We start from the raw sequence: 24,713 nt of genomic DNA, 5'->3' as shown, positions 1-24,713 counted from the left end.
ACAGTGCTCGATAAAGCTAATATAGGAGAAAAGAGAAAGGCTAATAGGTTCTATAAACGCTTTATTTAGCTCGAATACTTGAAAGTATCCGAGCTAAGAGGGGTTACACTCTATTTACTTTTTATGCTGAAGCTCCCACATACGGGCATATTCTCCGGCGAGTGTAAGTAACTCATCGTGCTTACCTTGCTCAATAATTTGTCCGGCTTTGAGCACAATAATGGTGTCTGCATCGGTAATAGTAGATAACCGATGAGCAATAACAATACTCGTATGGTTACTGGCAACTTCACGCATTGCTGCGAGAATTGCTTGCTCAGAATGAGAGTCGAGTGCAGATGTTGCTTCATCAAAAATTAAAATAGGGGATTTTTTCAAAATAGCGCGGGCAATGGCAATACGCTGTTTTTCGCCGCCTGATACTTTTAAACCGCGCTCGCCAACCAGTGTTTTATCGCCTTTATCAAGTGTGCCTATAAAGTCTTTTAAATGCGCCATAGCAATGGCTTCGTCAATTTCAGCATCGCTTGCTGATGGTCTGCCGTAAGCGATATTTTCACGAATCGTGGTGTTAAACAGCACGGTGTCTTGCGGCACTATTGCAATGGCTTTTCGTAAACTATTAAGTGTTACTGAGTTTATTGCTTGATTATCAATACTAATTTCACCGGCGCTTACATCATAAAAACGATAAAGCAGTCGAGCCAATGAGCTTTTACCAGCCCCACTGGCACCAACAATAGCTACTTTGCTGCCTGCTTTAACACTAAAGCTAAGATTATTAAGAATAGGGCGATGCGCATCGTAACTAAAACTTACATTATTAAATGTTATTTCACCTTGGCTAATATTGAGCTCTTTAGCATTAAGTGCATCGGTTATTTGTGGTTTTTTGTTAAGTAACCCAAGCATGTTTTCAAGGTCGGTTAGCGCGCGTCTTATTTCGCGGTACACAAAGCCTAAAAAGTTAAGCGGTAAAAACAATTGAATCATATACGCGTTGATCATCACTAGTTCACCAATAGAAAGCGTACCTGCAACTACCTCGGTTGAGCCCAACCACATTAACGCGGTAATAGCACAGGCAATAATAAGTGCTTGGCCTGAGTTGAGGGCGAGCAACGACATTCTATTTTTTAAACGGGCTTTTTCCCAGTTTGCTAAAAAGGTGTCGTACGTTTTGGCTTCAAACTGCTCATTATTAAAATATTTTACAGTTTCATAATTAAGCAGGCTGTCTATTGCGCGGGTATTACTTTTATTGTCGGCAGCATTTGCTTCTCTAATAAAGCGGTTTCGCCACTGAGTAACCACCACAGTAAAGGTAATATAAATGGCGACTGCCAATAATGTAATCAGCGCAAACCAAACAGAAAACAACGTGCCAAAAATAATCGCAACGGTAAGTATTTCAAATAAAGTAGGCACAATGTTAAACATTAAAAAACGCATTAAAAAGCTTAACCCACTTGTACCGCGTTCTATATCGCGGCTAATACCGCCAGTTTGCCTATCTAAATGAAAAGCCAGCTCAAGTGAGTGCAAATGCTTAAATACCTTTAAACCAATATCACGCATTGCGTGCTCGGTTACGCGAGAAAATACAGCATCTCTTATTTCACCTAAAAACACGCTAGCAAAACGCAGTGCACCGTACATCAATAACAATAAAGCGGGGATAACTAACAGTGGGTTAATTGACTTATCTACCGAGTCTATTATTTCTTTAAGCGCCCAAGGCATTAACAAAGTGGCACCTTTTGCGCCTATAAGCGCCATAAGTGCGATAAAAACAGGGCCTTTAAATTTTGTAAGGTAGGGCCATAGTGTTTTTACACTTTGGCGTAAATTCATGGCGTCGGGGCGTTTTTCTGTGCTTTGTCTGGGGCGCATTAGTGATCTCTGTTAAAACTAAATACTTAATTAATAAGCATTGTATTTTAAATGCTTGCCCTTATATACTACGCATCCCTTATTTTAGTTTTAAAACGTGAATGTTTAAATTTAGAGTGTTTTTAACTGCCTTTTTGCTACTTGCTGCACTTTTTAGTGTGCAGAGCAATGCTATGGGCGCCTCACAAAATTTAAATATCAATATTAGTACGCAGGTTTCGCTTATTGATATTGGCGATTTAACTAAAATACAGCCTATTAGTAAGTCTGTAGATACTGCGCAGCATAAAAAAACTCATCAAACCGATTTTGACGCGCACCAACCACGGTTAACTGCCAATAATTCATCACTGTTTTTGCACACTGTTCAAAGTGAACCAGAATACGATGTGGTTTTTGAATTTTTTGCTCAAAATCTTGTTAGGCATATATTCTTACGGCCAAGAGCGATTAATCCTATACAGCCTTGGTATACGCTTGTAACTAATAGTAAAAAGTCGCGCTTGAGTGGCTGGAAAGACGTTAACTTACTCTACAGAGCTGTAACTACCTACCACGCTTAATTTTCCTTATTTAATTTTATTAGGTTTTAACTTTTAAAGTTTTAGCCTGCAGATTAATTGTGCTTTTAAAAAGTACGTTGCTAGCTTTGCTGGCAATAAGGATTCAACATGTTAAGTTTTAAAAAAGACAAAAAACCGTCTACGGCTAAGTTCAAATTAAGCTATATAGCCATGCTAATAGTATTGGTTTTATTAGCTATCAGCGCATTACCAAATTTATACCCAAATAAATCGTGGTTGCACGTAAGTAATAGCCCGCACAGTGAAACGCAATCTTTACCGAGCACTAAAACGCTAGTTACTTTTTTAAATAACCAAGGGTTAGAGGTTGAGCAGGGTTTAGATAAGCAATCAACTATTAATGTACTTTTAAACGAGCCAACTAAAAGCGCTCAGGCACAAGCGGCTATAAAAGCGCAATACCCAAACACGCAAGTTAAAATTGTTGAGCATGCAACCAGCCCTACATGGTTACAAAATTTTGGTTTATCACCAATAAAGCTGGGCCTTGATTTAAATGGCGGTGTGCTATTTGTATTAGACGTAGATTTAGATAAAGCCGTTGATGAGCAGTTAGTCAGTGCGTATCAACAAGCTAAATCAATCATTATTAAGCAAAAAGCACATGGCGTAAAAGCGCAGCAAACTCAGCACGGGTTTGAAATAAACGCATTGCCTAATGCAACAGACAAGTTAACCCCCGTTATTGAAGAGTTGCAAAGCCGCTTTGCTAATTTAGCCGTTGTAACAAGCAATAATGGCAGCGTTAAAACTGCCAAATTTAGTTATTCAGAGCAAGGCCGCAGCAGCTTTGATAAAGAAGTAATGGGCCAAACACTTACAACCCTTCGTTCACGTATTGAAGAGTTAGGCATTACTGAAGCGGTAACACAGCAACAAGGCAAACATCGAATTCGTATAGAGCTACCAGGCGTGCAAGATCCAACCGAAGCTAAGCGTATTATTGGTGCAACAGCATCGCTTGGTTTTTATCAATTAAAAGAAATTGGCGGGCAAACATTTAATATGCAATCGGGCGGAAAGATAAAGCTCGATCCTGTGCCAATTTTTACAGGCGATCATATTAATAATGCAAACATAGGCCGCGACGATTGGGGTAAACCATTGGTACAGCTAAGCCTAGACGGCCAAGGAGGGGATGCAATGTCGGCGTTTTCAAAAGCCAATATTGGTAAGCCAATGGCGACGGTTTACTCTGAGTATTCTCAAAATGCTAAAGGTGAAGTAGTTAAAAAAAGCGAAGTTATTAATGTTGCCAATATTGCTCAGCATTTAAGTTCGCGTTTTAGTATTACCAATATGAAAAGCCAACAAGCGGCAGCCGATCTAGCATTGTTATTACGTGCAGGCTCGCTTACAGCACCCGTTACAATTGTGCACGAACAAACAATAGGGCCAAGCCTCGGCAGCGAAAATATTAGTAATGGCTTAGCCGCGCTTATGTTAGGCATGGGTATTACGCTTGCATTTATGGCGCTTTGGTATCGCCGTTTAGGCCTTATTGCAAACGTAGCACTTATATTAAATTTAACGTCGCTTGTGGGCTTAATGTCATTATTACCAGGGGTTGTGTTAACGCTTCCGGGTATTGCAGGTCTGGTGCTAACCATAGGTATGGCGGTAGACACTAACGTAATAATATTTGAACGCATTAAAGAAGAACGTCGCCAAGGCCGTGCACCATATCAAGCTATTCAAGAGGGGTATAAACAAGCCGCAAATACAATATTTGATGCCAATATAACCACCATGATCACCGCACTTATCTTATACGGCATAGGCTATGGGCCCGTTAAAGGTTTTGCCATTACACTCGCACTGGGGCTTTTAACGTCTGTATTTACAGGTGTGTACGTATCAAAAATATTAAGCCAAACGTTGTATTTAAAAATGGGTAAAAAAGTAGGAGAAAAAGCACATGCTTAACACTTTTTTGAAAGGTGAAAAGGGCACTCGTTTACGCTTTATGGGTATGCTTTTAAGTGCCATTTTAGTGCTGCTATCCGTATTTACGCTTACGCAAAAAGGTTTAAATTTTGGCCTAGATTTTACCGGCGGTTATTTAACTGAGTTTACAACCAGTCAAAGTGTTGAACTAAAAGAGCTTCAATCGTTTATTGCTAAAAATCACAACGGTGAGTTTGAGCTAACCGCGCAAGGTAATAGTCATTTTCAATTAAGAGAAGCGCCAAGTGCATCAACAACAGGTAATAGCCTTGATTGGCAAAGCGCTGTTACACAAAACGATGATATAAACGCACAGGTATTATCGTCAGCTTATATTGGCTCACAAGTGGGCGATGAGTTATTTGATCAAGGCTGTTTAGCCATGTTTGCTGCAATGATTGCGGTAATGATTTACCTTGCAGTGCGTTTTGAATGGCGATTAGCGGTAGGGTCTGTGGTTGCGCTAGTGCACGATTTAATACTCGTACTTGGGTTATTTTCACTATTACAAATTGAATTTAACCTAACCGTACTGGCAAGTTTACTGGCTATTATTGGTTACTCACTTAACGACTCAATAATAGTAGGGGATAGAGTGCGTGAGCTTTTACGTGTTCAATCAAACAATATACTTAGCCCAGCGACTATTATTAATAATGCGATTAAAAGCACACTAACGCGCACCTTAATAACGTCGGGTACCACACTTGCAACGGTTGCCAGCGTTTGGTTACTTGCAGGTGCACCACTGCAAGGCTTTGCTATTGCATTATTTACCGGCATTGTAGTGGGTACGTTCTCGTCTATTTGTATAGCGGCAACTTTGCCAGAGCTATTGGGCTTAAGCGCTAAAAACTACGAAGTTAAAGTAGATACCCACACGCAGACATTATTAGATATGCCATAAGGTTTTAATAAAGCACAAGCAAAGAGCTGCACCAACCAACAGCTCTTTGCTTGTTTAATGCTAATTTAAGCCCCGCTAGTATTCCCACCAAACTTGCGGGGGTTTAAAACAATGGTTTTAAGCCTAGCAAAAATGTTAAACTAACTACCTTATTTTTACTGCCTGTATTGTACTAATCCCCATGAATAAAACCCACGTTATCGAACATCTTCGCTTTGCGCTAGAAGCGCAGCTTACAACAGCAAAAGTAGCGGCAAAAACCGCGCACGACACCGCCACACATGAAGAAAACATAGCCGAAAACAAATACGATACCCTAGGGCTCGAAGCCGCTTATTTAGCACAAGGCCAAGCCCAGCGCGTAAACGATTGCTATAAAAGCATAGAATTGTTTGAGCCTGCCTTTAACGAAAAGCCAACCGACAAAATAGCTATCGGTTCGTTGGTGTGTTTAGAAGATGATAACGCAGCGCAAAAATGGTTTTATTTAGGCCCTGCAGCAGGTGGTTTAACCGTAAATGTTAAACAACATGCAATTGCTGTTGTAACACCCGGCGCACCAATGGGTAAGCAATTATTAAATAAACAGATTGATGATGAAATTACGTTAACAATTGCAGGTAAAGCCCACGAATATGTTGTGGTAGAGATCTTATAAAGCTTTGGTTTTTACGAGAAGCGTTTGCTGGCAGAGCTATACTAACGAAATAAACGCTTATTTATATTCATAAATTAATTGTCGGATGGCATGGCTTCACCATTTATCCAACCTACAGCAATGCTTTTATAGCGTATCGTGGTGTGTATTTCAATTTGTACAAAGGCATATAATGAGAAGTACCTAATAGTTTAAAAATGAGCAGGGTTGACGTTAGGTGCTCCCTTTTTAATTGATTTTAGTGGTTTTACAGCCTCGTTTGTTGTATTTCCCAAGTTGGCTACTCGGTGCTACTATAGTGATACATTTGTTTGGGGATTATTATGAGAGTAGAACTAGTAACAACATTGAAGCGTCAAGCAACGAAGATATTATCTGAACTTCATTCCTCTAAAGAACCTGTGTTGATAACTGAACATGGACAACCATCTGCATACTTAGTAGATGTTGATGATTATGAATTTATGCAAAAGCGTATGCAAATTCTTGAGTCTCTTGCAAAAGGAGAGCAGGCAATAAGTCGTGGTGAAACGATGTCGAATGTTGAAGCTAAAGATAAAATGAATAAATGGCTGAAATAATTTGGACTAATCCAGCTTTGGATGATCTTAACGATATCGCTGAATATATCGCATTAAGCAATTTGCAGTCAGCGAAAAAATTGGTTGCCAAAATATTTGAAAAAGTTGAACGTCTCGAACCCTTTCCTGAATCAGGTAAAAAACCAATTGAGTTAGCTAACCTAAATTATCTTGAACTGGTCGTGAATCCTTGTCGTATATTTTACAAGAAAGATAACAATAAAGTATATATTTTGCACGTAATGAGACAAGAACGAGACTTACGAAAATTTTTGTTGCTAACGCAATATACAGCTAACAAGTAGGTAATCCCTGAGTGAAATTAGTATGACCCTCATACTAATTATTATAAGAAGCAATTATTAAAAAGCTATCCAAACATCTATCAAAATTCCAACTTAACAAATATAAGAACTAAATTTTGGTTTGTTTATTAAAAAAAATTGCTACACACGTTCCTTAAGTGTTTAATATACCGTATATAAATAATATGGAGGTTGAAATATGAGACATAACAATTGGTCTTGCTCTAAGTGTAATAATAACGAATTTGATACCGGTGAAATAAGAGTTTCGGGTGGCTTTTGGTCAAGAATTTTTGATGTTCAAAATAAAAAGTACACCGCTGTGACATGCAGTCGATGTAGTTTTACTGAATTTTATAAAGGTTCATCATCAACACTTGGTAACGTATTTGATTTCTTTACTGGGTAATCAAAGCTTAAAAAGCACTTTAATTGAAATGTAAACTGATCAGTTCAAGAGATACCTCCTCATTAAGCTGAGGAGGTTAAATGCTTAAATATACCTAAGCGATAATTCGCCTTATTAAATGTAGGTGGACCTTTAGATATACACCAACTAATAGCAGTTAAACAAAATCTATTATACGCACTAATAATAGGCTTCAATAACAGGCCATAAGGCTTGGATGAATTTATTTTTATGATTTTTCATCTAACATCCTATATTTTAAATATCCAATTTTAGGTAGCTTTTTTCACAAATTTCGCTGTTACCATCATTTCGCCAATGCCTTCTACTTTACAATCAAGTTCGTGATCTTTTTTATCAAGCACTCTTCTAACGACCGCTTTGGTGCCAATTTTAATTACTTGCGAGCTGCCTTTAATTTTTAAATCTTTGGCTACGGTCACTTTATCGCCATCATTAAGTAAAGTGCCGTTGGCATCTTTTACTAAAATTGCGTCTTCATCGTTTGTGTTATTTGGGTTCCACTCATGAGCGCACTCGGGGCAAATAAGCAGTTGTTGGTCTTCGTAAACATATTCACATTGGCATTTTGGGCAAGCAGGCAGCGACATTTTTAACTCTCATAAGGTGTTGTTTTGCGTATTTTAATCTGCATTAGGTGGAAAATATAGTTAATCAATATTTTTTATCTTCACGCTAAAAATATCTCGTTTGTGCGTTTTTAAAAAAGGGCATATAAAGCACATGTCGCTTAAGCAATTTAAGCGCTAACTCGTACAGTAGGTACCTGTTAAAGCACCCATCATATTAAGTGATTCGCGCAATGCCCACTTAGTACGATGGGTGTTTCTATTTATAATGCTTAGTATTTTACTAAGCATGCTTTTTATATTTTGACTTAACTAGGAAAAGTCGTGTTTAAAACCTTAATTGTGGTTGATAACAACGAGCAAACGCTTGCTCAATCGTTCGAAAATGTAATTACGTTTAATACCTACTTACGTGATTACCCAAAACATAACGAACCAAAAACACGCATTATTAATCTGTGCGACTCAAGCCAATACTTGAGCAAAGGTTACTATTGCTCATTACTTGCAGAGGCGCGCAAGCACCAAGTTTTACCCAGTGTAAAAACCATTAATGCTCTTCGTAGTGGCCAAGCAGCTATGTTAAATGTGGGCCAAATAGACGGCACACTTTACTTTGGTAATGCCCAAAACGATTTACAATCAAAAGCGGCAAAGTCGGTATTTAAACAATACCCAGCTCCTATTTTATTTGTTGATGAACAAGGATTATTGCAACAAGGCTCGATGTCGTCTTTAAACGAGCAGCAGTACAGCGAATTTGTAGCCAAGCTAGATAACTTTACTAAAACACAGTGGCGTATTAGTTCTGTGCAACGTCGTTTTAGATGGGACATGGCAATACTTGTTGATCATAACGAAAAAGTACCACCGAGTGACAAAGACGCCATTGCACGTTTTATTAAGGCAGCGGCTAAACACGGTATTTATGCACAAGCATTAAGCTTTGACGAAATTGACAATATTGCCCAGTTTGATGCGTTATTTATTCGCCAAACTACAGCGATTGACCACCCAACGTACCGCCTTGCAAGCAAAGCGCAAAGCCTTGGTTTAGTGGTTATTGACGATGCTGAGTCTATTTTACGTTGTTGTAATAAAGTGTATTTACACGATGCGTTTAATTACCAAAAAGTGCCAAGTTTAAAAACGGTTGTAGTGGCTGATCAAGCAAATGAAACGCTTGAGCAATTAGAAGAAGCGTTTACGTATCCGCTTGTTTTAAAAATGCCTGAAGGGTCGTTCTCAAAAGGTGTGTTTAAAGTTTCAAACCGTGATGAGCTTGCCGCTAAACTTACAGAGCTGTTTGAATATAGCGCATTAGTGCTTGCACAAGAGTACATGTATACCGAATATGATTGGCGAGTGGGTGTGTTAAATGGCCGTGCAATTTATGCATGCCGCTATTTAATGGCGCGTAACCATTGGCAAATTTATAACCACGACGCTAAACGGTTTTTCTCTGGCGGCTTTGAAACTCTACCAACCTTTGAGTTACCAAAAGCGGTGTTAGATGCAGCATTAAAAGCATGTAAAACAGTGGGTAGGGGTTTATATGGCGTAGATGTTAAAGAGCATCAAGGCAAAGCATATGTACTTGAAGTAAACGACAACCCAAGTATTGATCACAAGGTAGAAGACGGCTATTTAGGCGACGAGCTATACATGATCATTATGGATGAGTTTAAACAACGCTTAGAAGCACGAGGCCGTGGGTAATAACATGAGCAACCTTGTTATTCGAAAGGCGCTTAGTAGTGATTTAAATGCACTGATTGACGTTGAAAACGCTTGCTTTAATAACGATAAATTAAGTCCGCGTAGTTTAAAACGCTGGCTTAGTGCAAAACACGGTATTTTACTCGTTGCCCAAAATGGCGAGCAAGTATGTGGATATGGATTAGTGTGGTGCCATAAAGGGACTCGTTTAGCGCGTTTATATTCGCTTGCTGTAAAACCCACAATGCAAGGTAAGGGCGTTGCAAAGACATTGCTTACTAGCCTTGAAAAAGAAACGTATGAGCGAGGGCGTATTTACCTTCGTTTAGAAGTGGCTGTAAATAACGAAGGTGCGATAGGGCTTTATAAAAGCTTAGGTTACAGAGTGTTTGGTCAATATAGCGATTATTACGATGACCACAGTGACGCACTACGAATGCAAAAAAACATTCGACAAACGAGTGAGTTAAAAGTGGCGCGTTTAACGCCGTGGTATCAGCAAACTACTGAGTTTACGTGCGGACCTGCTGCACTATTAATGGCAATGGGCGCACTTGAGCCAACAACTGAGCTTACCCAATCGCATGAGCTGGCACTTTGGCGTGAAGGTACCACCATTTTTATGACATCGGGTCATGGTGGTTGCCATCCGTTTGGTTTGGCACTTGGGGCTAATAAGCGTGGTTTTAAAAGCGAGGTAATGGTTAATACCACAGAGCCTTTGTTTTTAGATGGCGTACGTAACGAAAACAAAAAAGTGGTACTTGCCACCGTGCATCAACAATTTGTAGATGGTATTGCACAAGCAAATATACCGCTTACGTATAAAGATGTAGAGCTTGAGCATATTGAGCAGTGGTTAAGTAAAGGCTTTAGTGTGCTGTTATTAATTAGTACATACAGTTTTGATGGCAAAAAATCGCCACACTGGGTGTGTGTTACGCACCTTGATGAGCACTGCGTGTATGTTCACGATCCGTTTTGTGAGCCCGGTAACGATAAACAGCTCGCAATAGATTGCCAATATGTACCTATTGCACGAAGTGATTTTAGCAAAATGTCAGCGTTTGGTAGCCAACGTTTAAGAACGGCGGTGGCTATAGCTAATAAAATATAAGGTTAACAGTGACTTTTTTAGATTTAATTGATGTAGCCCCGTATTCATGGGCAGCTATTGGTACTGCGGCTTTTTGTGGTGCTATTATTGGAATAGAGCGCCAATTGCGCGGCAAGCCTGTAGGTATTCGTACATCAGCCCTAATAACGTTGGGTACGTATTTGTTTTTATCCACTGCGTTTAATTTACAAGGGGATGTAATAGATCATTCTCGTGTAGTTGGGCAAATAATTACAGGTATTGGCTTTTTAGGGGCAGGCGTTATGCTCGCAAAAGATGGTGCGGTAGTTGGCGTAACCTCTGCTGCAACCATTTGGGTGCTTGCATCAATAGGCGTGATGATAGCGACAGAAAACCTTGGGGCTGCAATAAAACTCTCGGTGCTGGTGGTCGGTATTTTATACGGTGTAGACGTACTTGAGGCTAAATTTAAAAGCTTAAGCAAAGGCGTACACACTAAAGTAAAAAACTATCAAAAGCGCTATTATCGAAAAGAATTTAACGAATCAGAACGCCACTAAAAGTGGCGTTTATTAATTATAGCGTAATTGTTTGATATTGGATGGCATCTTCAATAGGCGCTGGGCGCCCAATAAAATAGCCTTGTACGTTATCAACGCCTAGTTTTCTTAGTGTGTTTAATTCATCTTGATTTTCTATACCCTCAGCTACAATTGAGCAATTAATAGCTTTGGCAAATCCGCATAGTGCTTTAGCTAATAAAAACTTTCTACTGTCTTTATTTATATTTTGAGTGAGGCTTATATCTAACTTAATGATATCTGCCTCTAATTCTAAAATATGTTGAAAAGACGAATAGCCAGCTCCAACATCATCTATAGCTAATCTTACGCCTTTGCTTCTTAATGGTTGAAGTGCAGTTCGCATCGCTTGGTAGTCTAAAATAGGTGAATGTTCAGTCACTTCTAAAATTATTCTATTACAATCGATGCTTTGTAATACTTTGTCTATTGAGCCTGATAAAATATGCTGAGGTGAAGTATTTATAGTGATATAAGCTTTTTCATCAAATTGATCTAAGCAATGTAATGTATTTTGTATAGCAAGTATTTCTAATGCTTCTCCTAAACCCAGTTTTTCAGCATCTTTAAACCAAATATCAGGTGTTTTATAGGGTTCAATAAAAAAGCGTGACAGAGATTCATAACCCGAAAGTTGGTTGGTTGATAAATTAAATATGGGCTGAAAATAAATCGTAATATCGTTTGTTTTTATAATATTTTCAATAAGCGACTTTGACTCATTATTTAAAATGTCAGACTGAACTTTTTTTTCGATTAACTCAGTAGCTATTTCAGAAATGAGCCTAAGAAATGACAAATCTTTGTCGTTCAGGGCATTGTCTAATACGGTTTTATAACAGCAAAAAGTTCCATAAACTTTTCCGGTGGATAAAATAATGGGTACACCAATATAAGAGCCAATATTTAGCTTTTCTGTGACTGGCATGTTGCGGGTTATTGGGTGCTCAAGAGTATTAGGGATTATTTGTTCTAGCTCGTTATCAGATATTTTTTTACAGTAAGTTTCGCAAATTGGATCTGAATTACCTACTGATACGCATGTATTTGTAGTTTGGTTATCTACCACTTTAAAAACGCGCTCAGTATTGGTGAATTTTGAAATAAACGCGACTTCCATACTTAAATGTTTTCGTACAAGTGAAAGTAACTTTAATAACTTTGATTCAATAGAAGCATCGCTTTGTGGATCAAAAAGGTGCTTACTAAGTTTATCTCTCATGCAGTTACCTTGGTATGGCGTAAATTATATTATTGATAAGAGTATAATTTATGTATAAAAAAATGCCAATTTAGAGTGTCGTCACTGGTTAGCCAAACAACTTTCTCCTAACTACTTTTCTGTAGCCACTGGGTGTTTGGCTTAATACTTTTTTAAACACGCGGGTTAAATGCCCTTGGTCGTTATATCCAACTTCTAAAGCCACTTCTTGAATTGATAAATTTGATGATGCTAATAACTCTTTCGCACCTTCTACGCGTAATTGTTGCCAATACTCAATAGGGCTTTGGTTCGTTGCGGCTCTAAAGCGGCGGGTAAAAGTACGATAGCTTAAGCTAAATTGGGCAGCGACTTCTTGCAAGTTTAGCTCGGTGGCTAAATTCGTTTTTAGCCAAAATTGAATTTGCGCAATTAGCTCATCGGGGTGGCGGTCTACTGCACCTTCTAAATAGCGTTGATCTTCGTAGGGTTTGCGTATTTCGTGCGAAAAATTACGCTCTACATGCTGCGCGGCGGCTTTTGTGTAGTACTGGCTGATAATATGTACGATAACATCTGCAAGGGCATTAAGGCTTGCTACGGTATACATGCGCTCTGATTGGGTTATAAAAAAGTCGGGCTTTAAGCGCACCTGCGGGTAGTCATGGCTAAATTGTTTGGCGTAATGCCAATGGGTGGTAGCAGGGTGGCCATCAAGTAAGCCAGCCTCAGCTAATAAACAGTTGCCAGTACCGACACCAATTATATGGCTGCCTGCGCTAAAGCTTTCACTTAGCCAATCAACTATTTCTTGATTTGTTCGCACCACTGGGCGTGGGTTCCGCCAAATACCCGGCACTATAATCAAATCGCTGTAGGGCGCGTTAGTTGTTATGCAATCAGGATTTATAGCAAGGCCTGCACGGGTGGGTATAGATTCAGCACTTTTAGCCACTAAATTTATAGCAAGTGGCCTAAAGCTTTGCTTATCAAGATGCCCTTTAGCAAAGGCCTCGCCGGCTCTTAGCATTTCTATAGGCAGCGTTAAACTAGTCACTAATAAATGCGGATATACCGCTATAGCAATGTTTAGAGGTGGATTAGTGTGTTTATCAGTCATATAAATGCTCCGACCAGTACATTTTGGCCTTTTGTGCTGAATATTTGGCTATTAAAGCACAATGTGTGGTGCATAATCCATTTAAACTGCCTCTTCTCCTTATAACACGTTTCTAAAAGGTAAATTATGACAGCATTACCCGTTATAGTAGGCATGGGTGGCATTAACGCCGCTGGCCGTACTTCTTTTCATCAAGGTTATCGCCGTATCGTGTTAGATAGTTTAAATGCTCAAGATCGCAGTGAAACATTTTTAGGCCTCGCCACACTGATGAATCTAGTAAGCGTTGTAAACGGCCAATTACAAGATACACAAGGTAATAATGTTGAGCAAAGCGACATAGAAGCACGCTTTGGTGAGCAAATTATTGCTGGTACACTTATTCGTAAAATTGAAAAAGAACACTTTGATGCCGACGCAACACCGTGGCAGCAAAAAATGACACTAACCGCATCAAGCGATAACGCAATTGTGTTTGAAACGCGTGCTCGCGACTTACCTGCACCTATTCCAGCTAGCTGGCAAGTTGAAGAGCTTGAAGGCAAAAAAGTTAAAGTAACTATTGCAGCCGACTTAGACGTAAAGCATGACTCAACACGCGATAACCCAATTAAATCTGCTGGGCAATTTCCGACTGGGTTTGATCCATCAGTTATGTATAACAGCCGCTATCAGCCTCGTGGTTTGCAAGCCACTATTTTTGCAGCTACAGATGCGATTAAATCAACTGGGCTTGATTGGCAGCATATTATGAATAGCGTAGAGCCAGATAAAATTGGTACCTATTCAGCATCGGTAATTGGCCAAATGGACGACAAAGGCCTAGGTGGTTTAGTAAAGGCGCGCCAACAAGGCGACCGTGTTAGCACTAAGCAGTTAGCACTGGGCTTAAATACAATGTCTACCGATTTTATTAATGCCTATGTTACGGGCAATGTAGGTACTACGTTTTCGACCTCGGGCGCATGTGCAACGTTTTTATATAATTTACGTGCAGCGGTTAATGACATACAAGCAGGGCGCACACGCGTTGCGGTTGTCGCAAGTGTTGAGTGCGCTATTACACCAGAAGTTGTAGAAGGCTTTGGTAACATGAGTGCACTTGCAAACGTTGAAGGTTTGCGCCGTTTAGATAACTTATCAAATGATGAAGAACCAGATTACCGTACTAGCAGTCGCCCATTTGGCGATAACTGTGGCTTTACATTAGGTGAAGGCGCGCAAGTTGCTATTTTAATGGATGATGCTTTAGCCCTTGAGTTGGGCGCTGATATTATGGGCAGCGTACCGGATGTGTTTGTAAATGCAGATGGCGTTAAAAAGTCGATTACATCACCTGGACCTGGTAACTATATTACAATGGCAAAATCAGCTGCACTTGCTAGCAGCTTATTAGGTAAAGAAGCACTGCAAGAACGTAGCTTTATTTTAGCTCATGGTTCTAGTACACCGCAAAACCGTGTAACAGAGTCTTTGATTTATCATAAAGTAGCGCAAACGTTTGCTATTGATAACTGGAAAGTAACAGCGCCAAAAGCGTATGTTGGCCATACTATTGCACCTGCAAGTGGTGACCAGTTAGCGATTGCGTTAGGCATATTTAGTCATAATATTATGCCGGGTATTACCACTATTGATAAAGTGGCTGATGATGTTTATAGCGACCATCTTGATATTCGTAATAGCCATTACGAATGCGCTGATATGGATATTGCTTTTATAAATTCAAAAGGCTTTGGCGGAAACAATGCAACAGCGACTGTACTTTCACCAAAAGTAACAATGCAAATGCTTGCTAAGCGCCATGGCGATGATGTTATGACTAGTTACACACAGAAAAATAGTGTGGTTAGCGCTTCGCAGAAAACGTATCAAACGCAAGCAGATTTAGGCCAGTACGAGCTTATTTATCGCTTTGGCGACGGACTTATTGACGACAACGACATTGTAATAGACGAGCAAAGTATTCAGTTACCAGGCTTTGAAAAAGCAATTACGTTTAGCACAACAAACTCCTATCAAGATATGTTTTAAGCACACATACTTGTTAGCAAGGCGCTTTTTAAGCGCCTTTTTTAATGTCTATTATTTTGTGCTAACTTGTATAAACGCTATATATATTTAGCAATTAAGCTATGTTTGTGGCTTCGCTTCCAAACAATGTATCGCTTAGCGAGTAGGGTTGTTAGCCCTATTACAACGGCTATAAATAAAAGTGTTGCTGTGTAACTCATGCCATAACCTTCAGGCAAACCAACGAGAGTATCTGCGTAGGTCATATCGCTAAAATTAAAGCCAAGAATAGGTATAAGTAACCAAGCAATAGCATGTAATAAATACAAATGCACAAGGTATGAAAACATACTTGTTTTACCCAGGACTTGTAAAAAGTTATGCGAAAAATCGGTTTTTAAACCACTTAATGCCTTTAAAGAAATAAGCCCAAGGCCAACAGTAAGTAACATAAACTGCAGCGAAAGCGGATACTTTGTTGGGTTTAGAAACGATATAACAGTGAGTAATGAGCTTGTATGTATAGCAAACTGTGACATGTCACCGTATAAGTTAAACCCACGTAAAATGCCATAAAGCGCAAGGCAAGTAACCCCTAATAACAATGCGTGATTCATCACTTTTTTACTGTATTGTTGCGCTTTGTAATAAACACCAGCGCAATATGCCAATGCCATTAAGCCAACAATAGGGGCAACTGGGTAGGTTGTTCTAATTTGAAAATCAAAAGGGAGATCAAGTACATTTTTTTGATGTGCAATAGACCAAGCAGTATGTGCAAATGTATTAGGCTCAAAGCTTGTTCCATCAAATAAATTATGCCCAAACACGAGTAATAAGCCTGCTACAAAAATGGCATAAATGCCCAGGAAACGCAGCAGTCCTAAAATAACAAAGCCCCAGCCGATAGCCCAAATAACTTGTGCGTATAGCATTGGGTATAATGGGTTAAAGCTCCAAGACCACGAAACAATAGTAAATTCAAACAAAATTAGCACTAAACCACGAATAATCAAGCTCTGTGAAAATGCTTTAGTGGATACATATTTATGCTCTGTTATTGCCGCAGATAGACCTGCTAAGAATACGAAGAGTGGTGCGCAAAAGTGAGAAACAAAACGCGTAAAAAAGGTAACGGGATCAGTCCCTGGAATAGTCATCGGATCGGTAACTGAGTAATTAAGGCAATAATACATACCATGGTCAATAACCATAAATATAATTATAATGCCCCGTAATATATCAATATGATGTAAGCGGTTATCGGTTGAAGGTAGCGGCATAAGAGAGCTATATAGAGTGATTTAAAACTGTATTTATTATATGTTATATTGTATCAAATTGAAATCGTGTATTTATATTTTACCAGTGATTATACACACGTAATACGACCAATATTTGCTCGCATTACTTGTAATAATACAGCCAATTATCACTTAAACTTTTTTACATACCTTAGCGTTATAAAATTAATAATGGCAAGCAAAATGGCTATTTCGTAACGGCTATAGGCCACAGCTATACCAATTAAGCCCATATTCCAAATACTGGCTGCGGTTGCTGTACCGGAGGTTGATTTGTTATTTTTCAAAATTGCGCCACCGCCAATAAAACCAATGCCAGTAATGATGCCTTGCAACATTTTAGATTGAGCTTCTGCGCCATCTAAAACCGACATCGCTATTAATGCATACCCACACGATGCAACAGCAACAAGAGGAAAGGTACGAAGGCCTGCACCATCATGGCTACGCTCTCTGTCGTAAGCCATAGGTAGCGCAAGTAGGTAGGCAATACCTAAATGTATTAAGTTATCGATGATTTCATTCCACTGTAAATCAATTTCCATTATTGAGCCTATGCGGGTTAATTTTGTTAATAATAAGCAAACAGTGGGCCATTGCATAAATAACTAATAATCAATGGTTTATTGTAGGAAGCTGAGTTTAATAAAAATTATTGAGGAAACTTTTACATGTTTTTATTACTATTTTACGCGATAGTTAATTTGATCTGAGTTTTAAAGCCCCGTATTCTTTTATCATACCTAAAAGACACCTATGTGAACCTTTTGCCTTTAAATAAAACATTAATCACACCCACTAAACTTGAAAAAACAGCGTTACTATTTTGCGCTGGGTTATCTGTTTTTGCTTTTTTATTTCCTGAACTTCTCACAGAACACTTACAACCTACCATTAATAAAATTTTAGGTTATTTAGGGTGGCCATTTTTTATATTGCAGCTGGTGGGTGTTACAAGAAAGTTTATAAATGATTTTAGGTAGTAATACTTACATTTTTTTACAGAGTTACAATAAAAAACGTATACAATTTAGGTAATATTTTGTTAAGGATGAATGATGAAAACAATTATTGTACTTTTGTTTTTTTATTGCCTTTCTGGCTGTACAGTTGCGGGCGCTATTATTGATGGGCAAGCACAATCTCAGGCGCGTAATGATAAAAATAGTATTAGCCCGGCGCAGTCAACACCTTATAAAAACCCACTAGAGCCAGTACCTACAGATAAAAACGGATTTAACTTTACTGATATGGGATTAAAGATAGATTCGGCTCTTGTTAGCCTAGTTAAAGGGGAAAGCACTACTACGCAAGTATGTAGGCAGGTCACTAAAAGTCTAAAAGAGTGTGTAGAGGTAGAAAAGTCATCTCTACACACTAATGAGGCTAAGCAGTTAAAAACTGATGATGAAATAATAAGTGTTGGTCAATAAAGCTGCTTATAAAAAAGTAGCTATGATCGTAGCCTGCTTGCATTTCAAGTGTAAGCGGGTAGCTTTTTTTATCAGCAATAGCGACTAAGTTTTCTGGCTTAAGTTGCTCTTGTAAAAAACCATCGGCATCACCTTGACTCACTAACATGGGTAAGTAATGAGCTTGCTCTGCGTTTTTCATCAGCTCGCAGCTGTCGTATTGCTTCCAAAGCGCTTTATCATTTCCTAAATAACCAGTAAATGCTTTTACACCCCAAGGGCATTCAATCGGATTTACAATAGGGCTAAAAGCCGAGGCACTTACAAAAGCAGTCGGGTTTTTAAGTGCGACCATTAATGCACCGTGCCCGCCCATAGAGTGACCACTAATTGCTTTTGTACTTGTTACCGGAAAATGTTGCTCTATCAATGCTGGTAATTCACTAACAACATAATCGTACATATTAAAATGGGTGTTGTAAGGAGCTTGCGTGGCATTTACGTAAAAGCCTGCGCCTTGTGCAAAGTCGTAGCTGTCTTCATTGGGTACGTTTTCGCCACGCGGGCTAGTGTCAGGCGCTACAATAGCAATACCCAGCTCTGCTGCTTTTTTAAATGCACCGGCTTTTTGCATAAAATTTTCGTCGGTACAGGTTAATCCCGATAACCAATAAAGTACCGGTACTTTATTTGCTTCACTTGCGCCAGGTGGTAAAAATACGGCAAAGCGCATAGTGCAATGTGTACTTTGCGAGCTGTGAGTATATTGCTTATGCCAACCGCCAGACACTTTTACACTTGAGATATTTTCTAACATACTTAATCCTTAAAAGCCGTAAACTTAAAAGTATTACGGCTTATTAATAAGCTATTTTACGAATGCAGTTTATTAGTAATGAATGACTGTACGAATACTTTTGCCTTCGTGCATTAAATCAAACGCTTCGTTAATATCTTCAAGGCTCATTGTGTGAGTAATAAAGTCGCTAAGAGCAAATTCACCTGCCATGTAACGCTCAACAATTTCAGGGAGTTGTGAACGGCCTTTAACGCCACCAAATGCACTACCACGCCATACACGCCCAGTTACCAGCTGAAACGGACGGGTTGATATTTCTTGGCCTGCACCTGCCACACCAATAATGACCGACTCACCCCAACCTTTGTGGCAACACTCAAGCGCTGAGCGCATTACGTCAACATTACCGATACATTCAAACGAGTAGTCAACGCCGCCATCTGTCATTTCAACAATAACTTCTTGAATTGGCTTGTCGAAATCTTTTGGGTTAATTAAATCAGTAGCACCTAGTTTTGTAGCTAAATGGAATTTAGTGGTGTTTATATCAACACCGATAATACGACCTGCACCAGCCATTTTTGCGCCAATAATCGCAGACAAACCAATACCGCCTAAGCCAAATATAGCAACAGTGTCGCCAGGCTTTACTTTAGCTGTGTTGGTAACTGCGCCCATGCCCGTTGTTACACCACAGCCTAGTAAGCAAATCTCTTCTAGTGATGCTTCTTTATTTACTTTAGCAAGTGAGATTTCTGGCAATACAGTGTACTCAGAGAACGTTGATGTACCCATGTAGTGATAAATTGGTTGGCCATCTTTAAAAAAGCGTGTAGTGCCGTCTGGCATTAGGCCTTTACCTTGTGTTTCGCGCACGGCTGAACACAGGTTAGTTTTACCTGAAGTACACATTTTACATACGCCACATTCTGCAGTGTATAAAGGAATAACATGATCCCCCACTTCAACACTCGTTACGCCTTCGCCAACTGCATAGACAACACCAGCGCCTTCGTGACCTAAAATAGCAGGAAATATGCCTTCAGGATCTTGTCCTGATAATGTAAATGCATCAGTATGACACACACCTGTAGCGGTAATTTTTACCATAACTTCGCCTTTTTTAGGCATCATCACATCAACTTCTTCAACACTAAGTGGTTGATTAGGACCCCAAGCAATGGCAGCTTTTGATTTAATAAATTCAGACATGTGTTTTATTTCCTTTAACTGGCTATTAAAAAATAATTGTAGACCCAATTTGCTTGGGTGATGGGCTTATTGTATTTGTTTCTCAAATAATGATAATCTCAATTTTATTAAAACACTTTTACAGTATGGTAATAATGGCACGTTGGGATGGAATTGATGAGTTTATAGCGGTTGGTGAAGAGGGCAGCTTTACTGCGGCTGCAAAAATGCTTGGGCTTTCGGTTGCGCATATTAGCCGCCATGTTACGGCGCTTGAGCAACGTTTAAATACCCAGCTTTTAACTCGTACTACTCGTAAAGTGGTTTTAACTAAAGAAGGTGAAGTGTACTTACATCAAATAAAGCACTTACAACACGCTATGGATGAGGCAACTCAAGGCCTTGCTCAGCAACAAAGTACGCCTAAAGGTAAAATAAAGCTCACAGCACCAGTTATGTACGGAGAGAGCTTTATTATGCCCATAGTGCATAATTTTATGAAGGAGCATCCCGAGGTAGAAGTTGTTGCCACACTAAGTAACGAGCAAGAAAACTTATTAGAGGGCGGATTTGATTTAGCCATAAGGTTAGGGCATTTAAAAGATTCGAGCTTAAAAGCGCGTAGGTTAAGTGCGCGGCGTTTTATTATGTGCGCTGCACCGCAGTATTTAACGCGATTTGGTGAGCCGCATACTTTAGGCGAGCTAAACAGCCATGAATGTTTAATTGGGAATAGTAGCTACTGGCGCGTAAACGAAAATGGGCGCGATAAACACATTAAAATAGCAGGGCGGCTACAGTGTAATAGTGGTTGGGCGCTGGTGGATGGCGCAAAAAAGGGGCTCGGTATTGTACAACTCCCAGACTACTACATTGAAAACGAAATTAACTCAGGGCAATTGGTGCCTATTTTAACACCCTATCAACCACAGCAAGAAGGGGTATGGGGCGTATATCCACCAAGGCAGTTTGTGGCGACTAATGTACGGGTATTGCTCGATTATTTAGTTAAAGGGCTGAAAGCTTAATCGCGAATTAATGGTTAAGCATGTATTGCTGTAAATATAGCCAAGTATCAGATTTTTAAATTATTTCTTACATTTTACGCCATACCCAAAGGCACTTTTTTCGTGCTACTATTGCTCAATACTTTTACGATAAGTGTTAAAAATAATATGTTTCAACCGGTTAGCTTATTTATAGGGCTTAGATATAGTCGCTCCTCTAAAGGAAATGCGTTTATATCGTTTATTTCGTTTTTTTCTATTGCCGGTATCGCTATTGGTTTAATGGCATTATTTACGGTAAGCAGTGTAATGAACGGGTTTGAAAATAGCCTAAAAACCAATATGCTTGGACTTATTCCGCATGTTGAAGTTAGCGCAGGTAAACACACTGCCACCCAAATGGGCACCCTTAAAACCGACCTCGAACAATCTCCTTATGTTGATTATGTAAGCTTATATCGCCACGGCGAAGCTATTTTGCAAACGAATAAAGACTTGCACGGCGTTTTACTACAAGGCCTTTATAACGACAGCGGGTCTTTGTATAAAATTACCGATAAAATAGTGCAAGGCGATTGGAAAACTGTATTAAACAAAAATTACAACATTGCTATAAGCCGTTATTTGAGTCGTAAATTAGGCGTCAGCATGGGTGATAAGCTTCGCGTTATTATGCCTAATGCTTCAACATATACACCTCTTGGGCGAGTACCCAGCCAGCGTTTATTTAAAGTGGCCGCAATATACGAAACCGGATCTGAGATAGATATGGCACTTGCGTTTACAAGTGGCGCTTCACTACAACGGGTATTAAAGCTGGATAAAAACACTGCCCCAAATTTAAGTGTTTCATTGCACGAACCTTTCGAACTAGATGAGTTTATTGAAGCAAGCCAGCGTATTTTACAAGATCATAATTATAGTGATTGGCGCAGTACCCAAGGTACTCTATTTGCAGCCGTTGCTATGGAAAAGCGCATTATGTCTATGTTGCTTGCCCTCATTGTATTGGTGGCTGTATTTAATATTGTATCGGCATTAACCATGATGGTAAGCGAAAAACAAGGTGAAGTGGCCATACTACAAACGTTAGGTTTAACGCCTTCGCAAGTGCAAAAAGTGTTTATGGTGCAAGGCTTATATAACGGCGTAATTGGTACAGCAATAGGCGCATTTTTAGGTGTAATATTTAGTTTATATATAAATGAGCTACTTGCATTAGTGGGCTTAAACTTATTGGCAGGTATAGAGCTTCCGGTAAAATTTGATATTTTGAGTTTAGTAATAATAGCGTTTGCCAGTATTGCTATGAGCTTTTTAGCTACCTTATATCCTGCGCGTAAAGCCGCAAAAGTAAAACCAGCAGAGGTATTACGTTATGAATGATTTAGTAATTAGTTGTGAAAATTTAAGTAAAGTTTATCAAGATGGCAGCAACCAAGTTGAAGTATTAAAAGGTGTTGATTTAGCGCTGCAGCAAGGTGAGATGCTCGCTATTGTAGGGAGCTCTGGCTCTGGTAAAAGTACGCTTTTACACATACTTGGCACATTAGATACTGCAAGCTCAGGTAGCGCTAAAATTAAAAACCAAGAAGTTGCAAAACTTTCGCGAACAGAGCAAGCCGCATTTAGAAACCAAAACTTGGGCTTTATCTATCAATTTCATCACTTATTAATGGAGTTTAGCGCAGTCGAAAACGTGGCTATGCCATTATTAATTAAAGGCTTGAGTGCAAAAGAAGCCAAAGCTCAAGCGCTCGATATGCTCGAAAAAGTAGGCCTTGCACATCGCAGCTCGCATAAACCGTCTGCGCTTTCTGGTGGAGAGCGCCAACGCGTGGCTATTGCCCGTGCACTGGTTACAAAACCTGCGCTTGTGCTTGCTGATGAACCAACCGGTAATTTAGATAAACAAAATGCGATTAAAATTTACGATTTAATTAATGAGCTTAACCAAAGCTTAAACACCAGTTTTGTGGTAGTTACACACGATTTAGAACTTGCCGATAAGCTGGGCAAAATAGCTTATTTAGACGATGGAAAACTAGCTATTAAAGAGTCGCAGCATGTTGCTTAGTGCATTTTTAAGTAAACGTTTTAGAGCCTATTCAGGCCACAAAGATGAAAAAAACGGCTTTGTTAGTTTTATCGCTAAAGCGTCGACTATTGGTATTTTATTAGGTGTCGCGGTTTTAATTGTGGCGCTGTCGGTAATTAATGGTTTTGAGCAGCAACTAGTACATAGATTACTAAGTGTTGTGCCACAGGTTGAATATGTAGCACCAAGTAGACCCATCGCGAATTGGTCGCAAAAAATTGAGGATTTACAAACACAACCGCATGTAACAGGGGCTGCGCCATTTATTGCAGTGAATGGGATGGCGCAATATAAAAGCCAGCTAAAAGCGATAGAAATTCGAGGTGTAGAGCCATCGCTAGAGAGTAATGTATCGGCGGTAAATCAGTTTACCAGTGGTAAATTAGTCAGCCAGCTAGGCCTTGACGATGTAATTTTAGGTAAACAAATAGTAAAACAGTTAGACGCCAAAGTAGGCGATAACATTACATTACTTATTCCGCAAATTAGTCAAAAAGATCAATCATTATTAGCGCCTAAACGCGTAACACTTAACCTTGCAGGTGTTATAGAAATGGGCGGACCGATTGATAGTACCGCTGCATTTATACATCTTAACAAAGCACAGCAAACATTGGGTTACGATGAAACCCAAGTAACAGGGCTGCGTTTAAGTGTTGATGATGTGTTTTCGGCGCATCAAATAGCGCTAAGAGTGGGCCAAACTATTGACGACTACGTGTATATTTCTAGTTGGTTTAGAACCCAAGGCAGCCTTTATCAAGATATTCAAATGGTGCGTACCATTGTTTATATTGTGGTGTTTTTAATTATAGCGGTAGCCAGTTTTAATATTGTATCGTCCTTGGTGATGGAAGTACGCGAAAAACAAGGCAATATCGCAATTTTAAAAACCATGGGCGCGAAAGACAGTACTATTTTAGCCACCTTTGTAATGCAAGGCTTAATGCAAGCATTTGTAGGCGTGGCACTAGGGACACTAATTGGCGTGGTATTAGCGCTTAATATAAGTGAGCTTTTTACGTGGATAAGCCAATTATTTGGAGCCAATCCACTTAAGGGCGTTTATTTTATAGAGTTTTTACCAAGTAAATTAGTACTTGAAGACATTGGTATCACAGTGATTGTTACGTTTGTGCTTGCGATACTTGCCACTATTTATCCTGCATGGCAAGCAACGCGCGTAGATCCTGCCAAGGTGCTTGGTAACTAGGTATAAGAAGCTCAGATAAAAATTAATAGGGTGGTATTAGTAAACCTGTTAAACTAGGTGCTTATATAAAATTAAGCAATAACTGCTTGGTTGCTATACCTCA

The 24,713-nt window shown here is 39.4% G+C and carries 24 protein-coding genes; 16 read left to right on the top strand and 8 right to left on the bottom strand.

Translation table 11 applies throughout. From position 1 onward, the window contains the following. Nucleotides 1-114 precede the first annotated feature (114 nt). Nucleotides 115-1,893 (bottom strand): ABC transporter ATP-binding protein/permease, encoded by a 1,779-nt coding sequence (locus H5118_RS12115; RefSeq protein WP_182748967.1) that lies wholly within the window; start codon nt 1,891-1,893, stop codon nt 115-117. A gap of 101 nt (nt 1,894-1,994) precedes the next feature. Here H5118_RS12115 and H5118_RS12110 point away from each other — a divergent pair, with 101 nt between their 5' ends. From H5118_RS12110 to H5118_RS12080, 7 genes are all read left to right on the top strand, one after another. Then, on the top strand, nt 1,995-2,456 hold the full coding sequence (locus tag H5118_RS12110; protein WP_182736079.1) for a hypothetical protein: 462 nt from the start codon (nt 1,995-1,997) through the stop codon (nt 2,454-2,456). A 108-nt stretch (nt 2,457-2,564) separates the two neighbouring features. Beyond that, the gene (gene secD, locus H5118_RS12105) at nt 2,565-4,403 is read left to right on the top strand and encodes a protein translocase subunit SecD (RefSeq protein ID WP_182748965.1); all 1,839 of its coding nucleotides are present in this window, start codon (nt 2,565-2,567) and stop codon (nt 4,401-4,403) included. Next, on the top strand, nt 4,396-5,331 hold the full coding sequence (gene secF, locus H5118_RS12100) for a protein translocase subunit SecF (protein WP_182748963.1): 936 nt from the start codon (nt 4,396-4,398) through the stop codon (nt 5,329-5,331). Before secD ends, secF begins: the two co-directional genes overlap by 8 nt. A 181-nt stretch (nt 5,332-5,512) precedes the next feature. Continuing rightward, complete coding sequence (locus H5118_RS12095) at nt 5,513-5,989, top strand: GreA/GreB family elongation factor (RefSeq protein WP_007582643.1); 477 nt, start codon at nt 5,513-5,515, stop codon at nt 5,987-5,989. Nucleotides 5,990-6,312: 323 nt separating this feature from the next. Further along, nucleotides 6,313-6,570: a type II toxin-antitoxin system Phd/YefM family antitoxin gene (locus tag H5118_RS12090; RefSeq protein WP_010555056.1), complete on the top strand. Its 258-nt coding sequence runs from the start codon at nt 6,313-6,315 to the stop codon at nt 6,568-6,570. Further along, nucleotides 6,558-6,875: a type II toxin-antitoxin system RelE/ParE family toxin gene (locus H5118_RS12085; RefSeq protein ID WP_182748961.1), complete on the top strand. Its 318-nt coding sequence runs from the start codon at nt 6,558-6,560 to the stop codon at nt 6,873-6,875. The genes H5118_RS12090 and H5118_RS12085 overlap by 13 nt, the downstream gene beginning before the upstream one ends. Before the next feature lie 199 nt (nt 6,876-7,074). Further along, complete coding sequence (locus H5118_RS12080) at nt 7,075-7,284, top strand: zinc ribbon domain-containing protein (protein ID WP_007582647.1); 210 nt, start codon at nt 7,075-7,077, stop codon at nt 7,282-7,284. A 272-nt stretch (nt 7,285-7,556) separates the two neighbouring features. On the opposite strand, the gene H5118_RS12075 is transcribed toward H5118_RS12080, so the two are convergent. Continuing rightward, the gene (locus tag H5118_RS12075) at nt 7,557-7,895 is read right to left on the bottom strand and encodes a zinc ribbon domain-containing protein YjdM (RefSeq protein WP_182748959.1); all 339 of its coding nucleotides are present in this window, start codon (nt 7,893-7,895) and stop codon (nt 7,557-7,559) included. A 303-nt stretch (nt 7,896-8,198) separates the two neighbouring features. On the opposite strand from H5118_RS12075, the gene H5118_RS12070 reads away from it, so the two are divergent. From H5118_RS12070 to H5118_RS12060, 3 genes are read left to right on the top strand one after another with little or no spacing between them, the layout of a single operon-like run. Further along, nucleotides 8,199-9,593 (top strand): RimK family protein, encoded by a 1,395-nt coding sequence (locus H5118_RS12070; protein WP_182748957.1) that lies wholly within the window; start codon nt 8,199-8,201, stop codon nt 9,591-9,593. Between the two features lie 4 nt (nt 9,594-9,597). Then, nucleotides 9,598-10,710, top strand: a complete 1,113-nt coding sequence (locus tag H5118_RS12065; RefSeq protein WP_182694986.1) for a GNAT family N-acetyltransferase/peptidase C39 family protein — start codon at nt 9,598-9,600, stop codon at nt 10,708-10,710. Between the two features lie 8 nt (nt 10,711-10,718). Next, a complete protein-coding gene (locus tag H5118_RS12060) occupies nt 10,719-11,231 on the top strand; it encodes an MgtC/SapB family protein (protein ID WP_002960746.1) in 513 nt (170 codons plus the stop codon). 16 nt (nt 11,232-11,247) lie between these two features. Here the strand turns inward: H5118_RS12060 and H5118_RS12055 are convergent, their stop codons facing one another. Then, nucleotides 11,248-12,474 carry an EAL domain-containing protein gene (locus tag H5118_RS12055; RefSeq protein WP_182715340.1) on the bottom strand — a complete coding sequence of 409 codons (1,227 nt, stop codon included), beginning with the start codon at nt 12,472-12,474 and terminating at the stop codon, nt 11,248-11,250. Between the two features lie 88 nt (nt 12,475-12,562). Further along, nucleotides 12,563-13,573, bottom strand: coding sequence for a GlxA family transcriptional regulator (locus tag H5118_RS12050; RefSeq protein WP_138488986.1), 1,011 nt, complete (start codon nt 13,571-13,573; stop codon nt 12,563-12,565). A gap of 126 nt (nt 13,574-13,699) precedes the next feature. Between H5118_RS12050 and H5118_RS12045 the strand changes: the two genes are divergently transcribed. After that, entirely contained in the window at nt 13,700-15,607 is a 1,908-nt protein-coding gene (locus H5118_RS12045; protein ID WP_182748955.1) for a beta-ketoacyl synthase, read from the top strand. 77 nt (nt 15,608-15,684) lie between these two features. Here the strand turns inward: H5118_RS12045 and H5118_RS12040 are convergent, their stop codons facing one another. Both H5118_RS12040 and H5118_RS12035 read right to left on the bottom strand, forming a co-directional pair. Continuing rightward, the gene (locus tag H5118_RS12040) at nt 15,685-16,869 is read right to left on the bottom strand and encodes a DUF1624 domain-containing protein (protein WP_182748954.1); all 1,185 of its coding nucleotides are present in this window, start codon (nt 16,867-16,869) and stop codon (nt 15,685-15,687) included. A gap of 149 nt (nt 16,870-17,018) precedes the next feature. After that, nucleotides 17,019-17,435 (bottom strand): MgtC/SapB family protein, encoded by a 417-nt coding sequence (locus H5118_RS12035; RefSeq protein WP_002960738.1) that lies wholly within the window; start codon nt 17,433-17,435, stop codon nt 17,019-17,021. A 513-nt stretch (nt 17,436-17,948) separates the two neighbouring features. Here H5118_RS12035 and H5118_RS12030 point away from each other — a divergent pair. Further along, entirely contained in the window at nt 17,949-18,323 is a 375-nt protein-coding gene (locus H5118_RS12030; protein ID WP_096792994.1) for a hypothetical protein, read from the top strand. On the opposite strand, the gene fghA is transcribed toward H5118_RS12030, so the two are convergent. Together fghA and H5118_RS12020 are read right to left on the bottom strand one after the other, a co-directional pair. Beyond that, the gene (gene fghA, locus H5118_RS12025) at nt 18,277-19,119 is read right to left on the bottom strand and encodes an S-formylglutathione hydrolase (RefSeq protein WP_096792995.1); all 843 of its coding nucleotides are present in this window, start codon (nt 19,117-19,119) and stop codon (nt 18,277-18,279) included. The two genes, H5118_RS12030 and fghA, sit on opposite strands and share 47 nt — an antisense overlap. Nucleotides 19,120-19,191: 72 nt before the next feature. Then, entirely contained in the window at nt 19,192-20,313 is a 1,122-nt protein-coding gene (locus tag H5118_RS12020; protein WP_182748952.1) for an S-(hydroxymethyl)glutathione dehydrogenase/class III alcohol dehydrogenase, read from the bottom strand. 134 nt (nt 20,314-20,447) lie between these two features. On the opposite strand from H5118_RS12020, the gene H5118_RS12015 reads away from it, so the two are divergent. From H5118_RS12015 to H5118_RS12000, 4 genes are all read left to right on the top strand, one after another. Then, nucleotides 20,448-21,320 carry a LysR family transcriptional regulator gene (locus H5118_RS12015; protein ID WP_182694990.1) on the top strand — a complete coding sequence of 291 codons (873 nt, stop codon included), beginning with the start codon at nt 20,448-20,450 and terminating at the stop codon, nt 21,318-21,320. Nucleotides 21,321-21,467: 147 nt separating this feature from the next. Then, on the top strand, nt 21,468-22,685 hold the full coding sequence (locus tag H5118_RS12010) for a lipoprotein-releasing ABC transporter permease subunit (protein ID WP_182748951.1): 1,218 nt from the start codon (nt 21,468-21,470) through the stop codon (nt 22,683-22,685). Beyond that, nucleotides 22,678-23,376: a lipoprotein-releasing ABC transporter ATP-binding protein LolD gene (lolD, locus tag H5118_RS12005; RefSeq protein WP_007375330.1), complete on the top strand. Its 699-nt coding sequence runs from the start codon at nt 22,678-22,680 to the stop codon at nt 23,374-23,376. Before H5118_RS12010 ends, lolD begins: the two co-directional genes overlap by 8 nt. Beyond that, nucleotides 23,366-24,610 carry a lipoprotein-releasing ABC transporter permease subunit gene (locus H5118_RS12000; protein ID WP_182748949.1) on the top strand — a complete coding sequence of 415 codons (1,245 nt, stop codon included), beginning with the start codon at nt 23,366-23,368 and terminating at the stop codon, nt 24,608-24,610. The genes lolD and H5118_RS12000 overlap by 11 nt, the downstream gene beginning before the upstream one ends. Nucleotides 24,611-24,713: the final 103 nt, after the last annotated feature.

The sequence above is a fragment of the Pseudoalteromonas sp. SR41-1 genome, assembly GCF_014164015.1.
Classification (GTDB): Bacteria; Pseudomonadota; Gammaproteobacteria; order Enterobacterales; family Alteromonadaceae; genus Pseudoalteromonas; species Pseudoalteromonas distincta.
The sequence above is the reverse complement of the archived record's forward strand: the minus strand, read 5'-3'. Positions and strand labels throughout refer to the sequence as shown.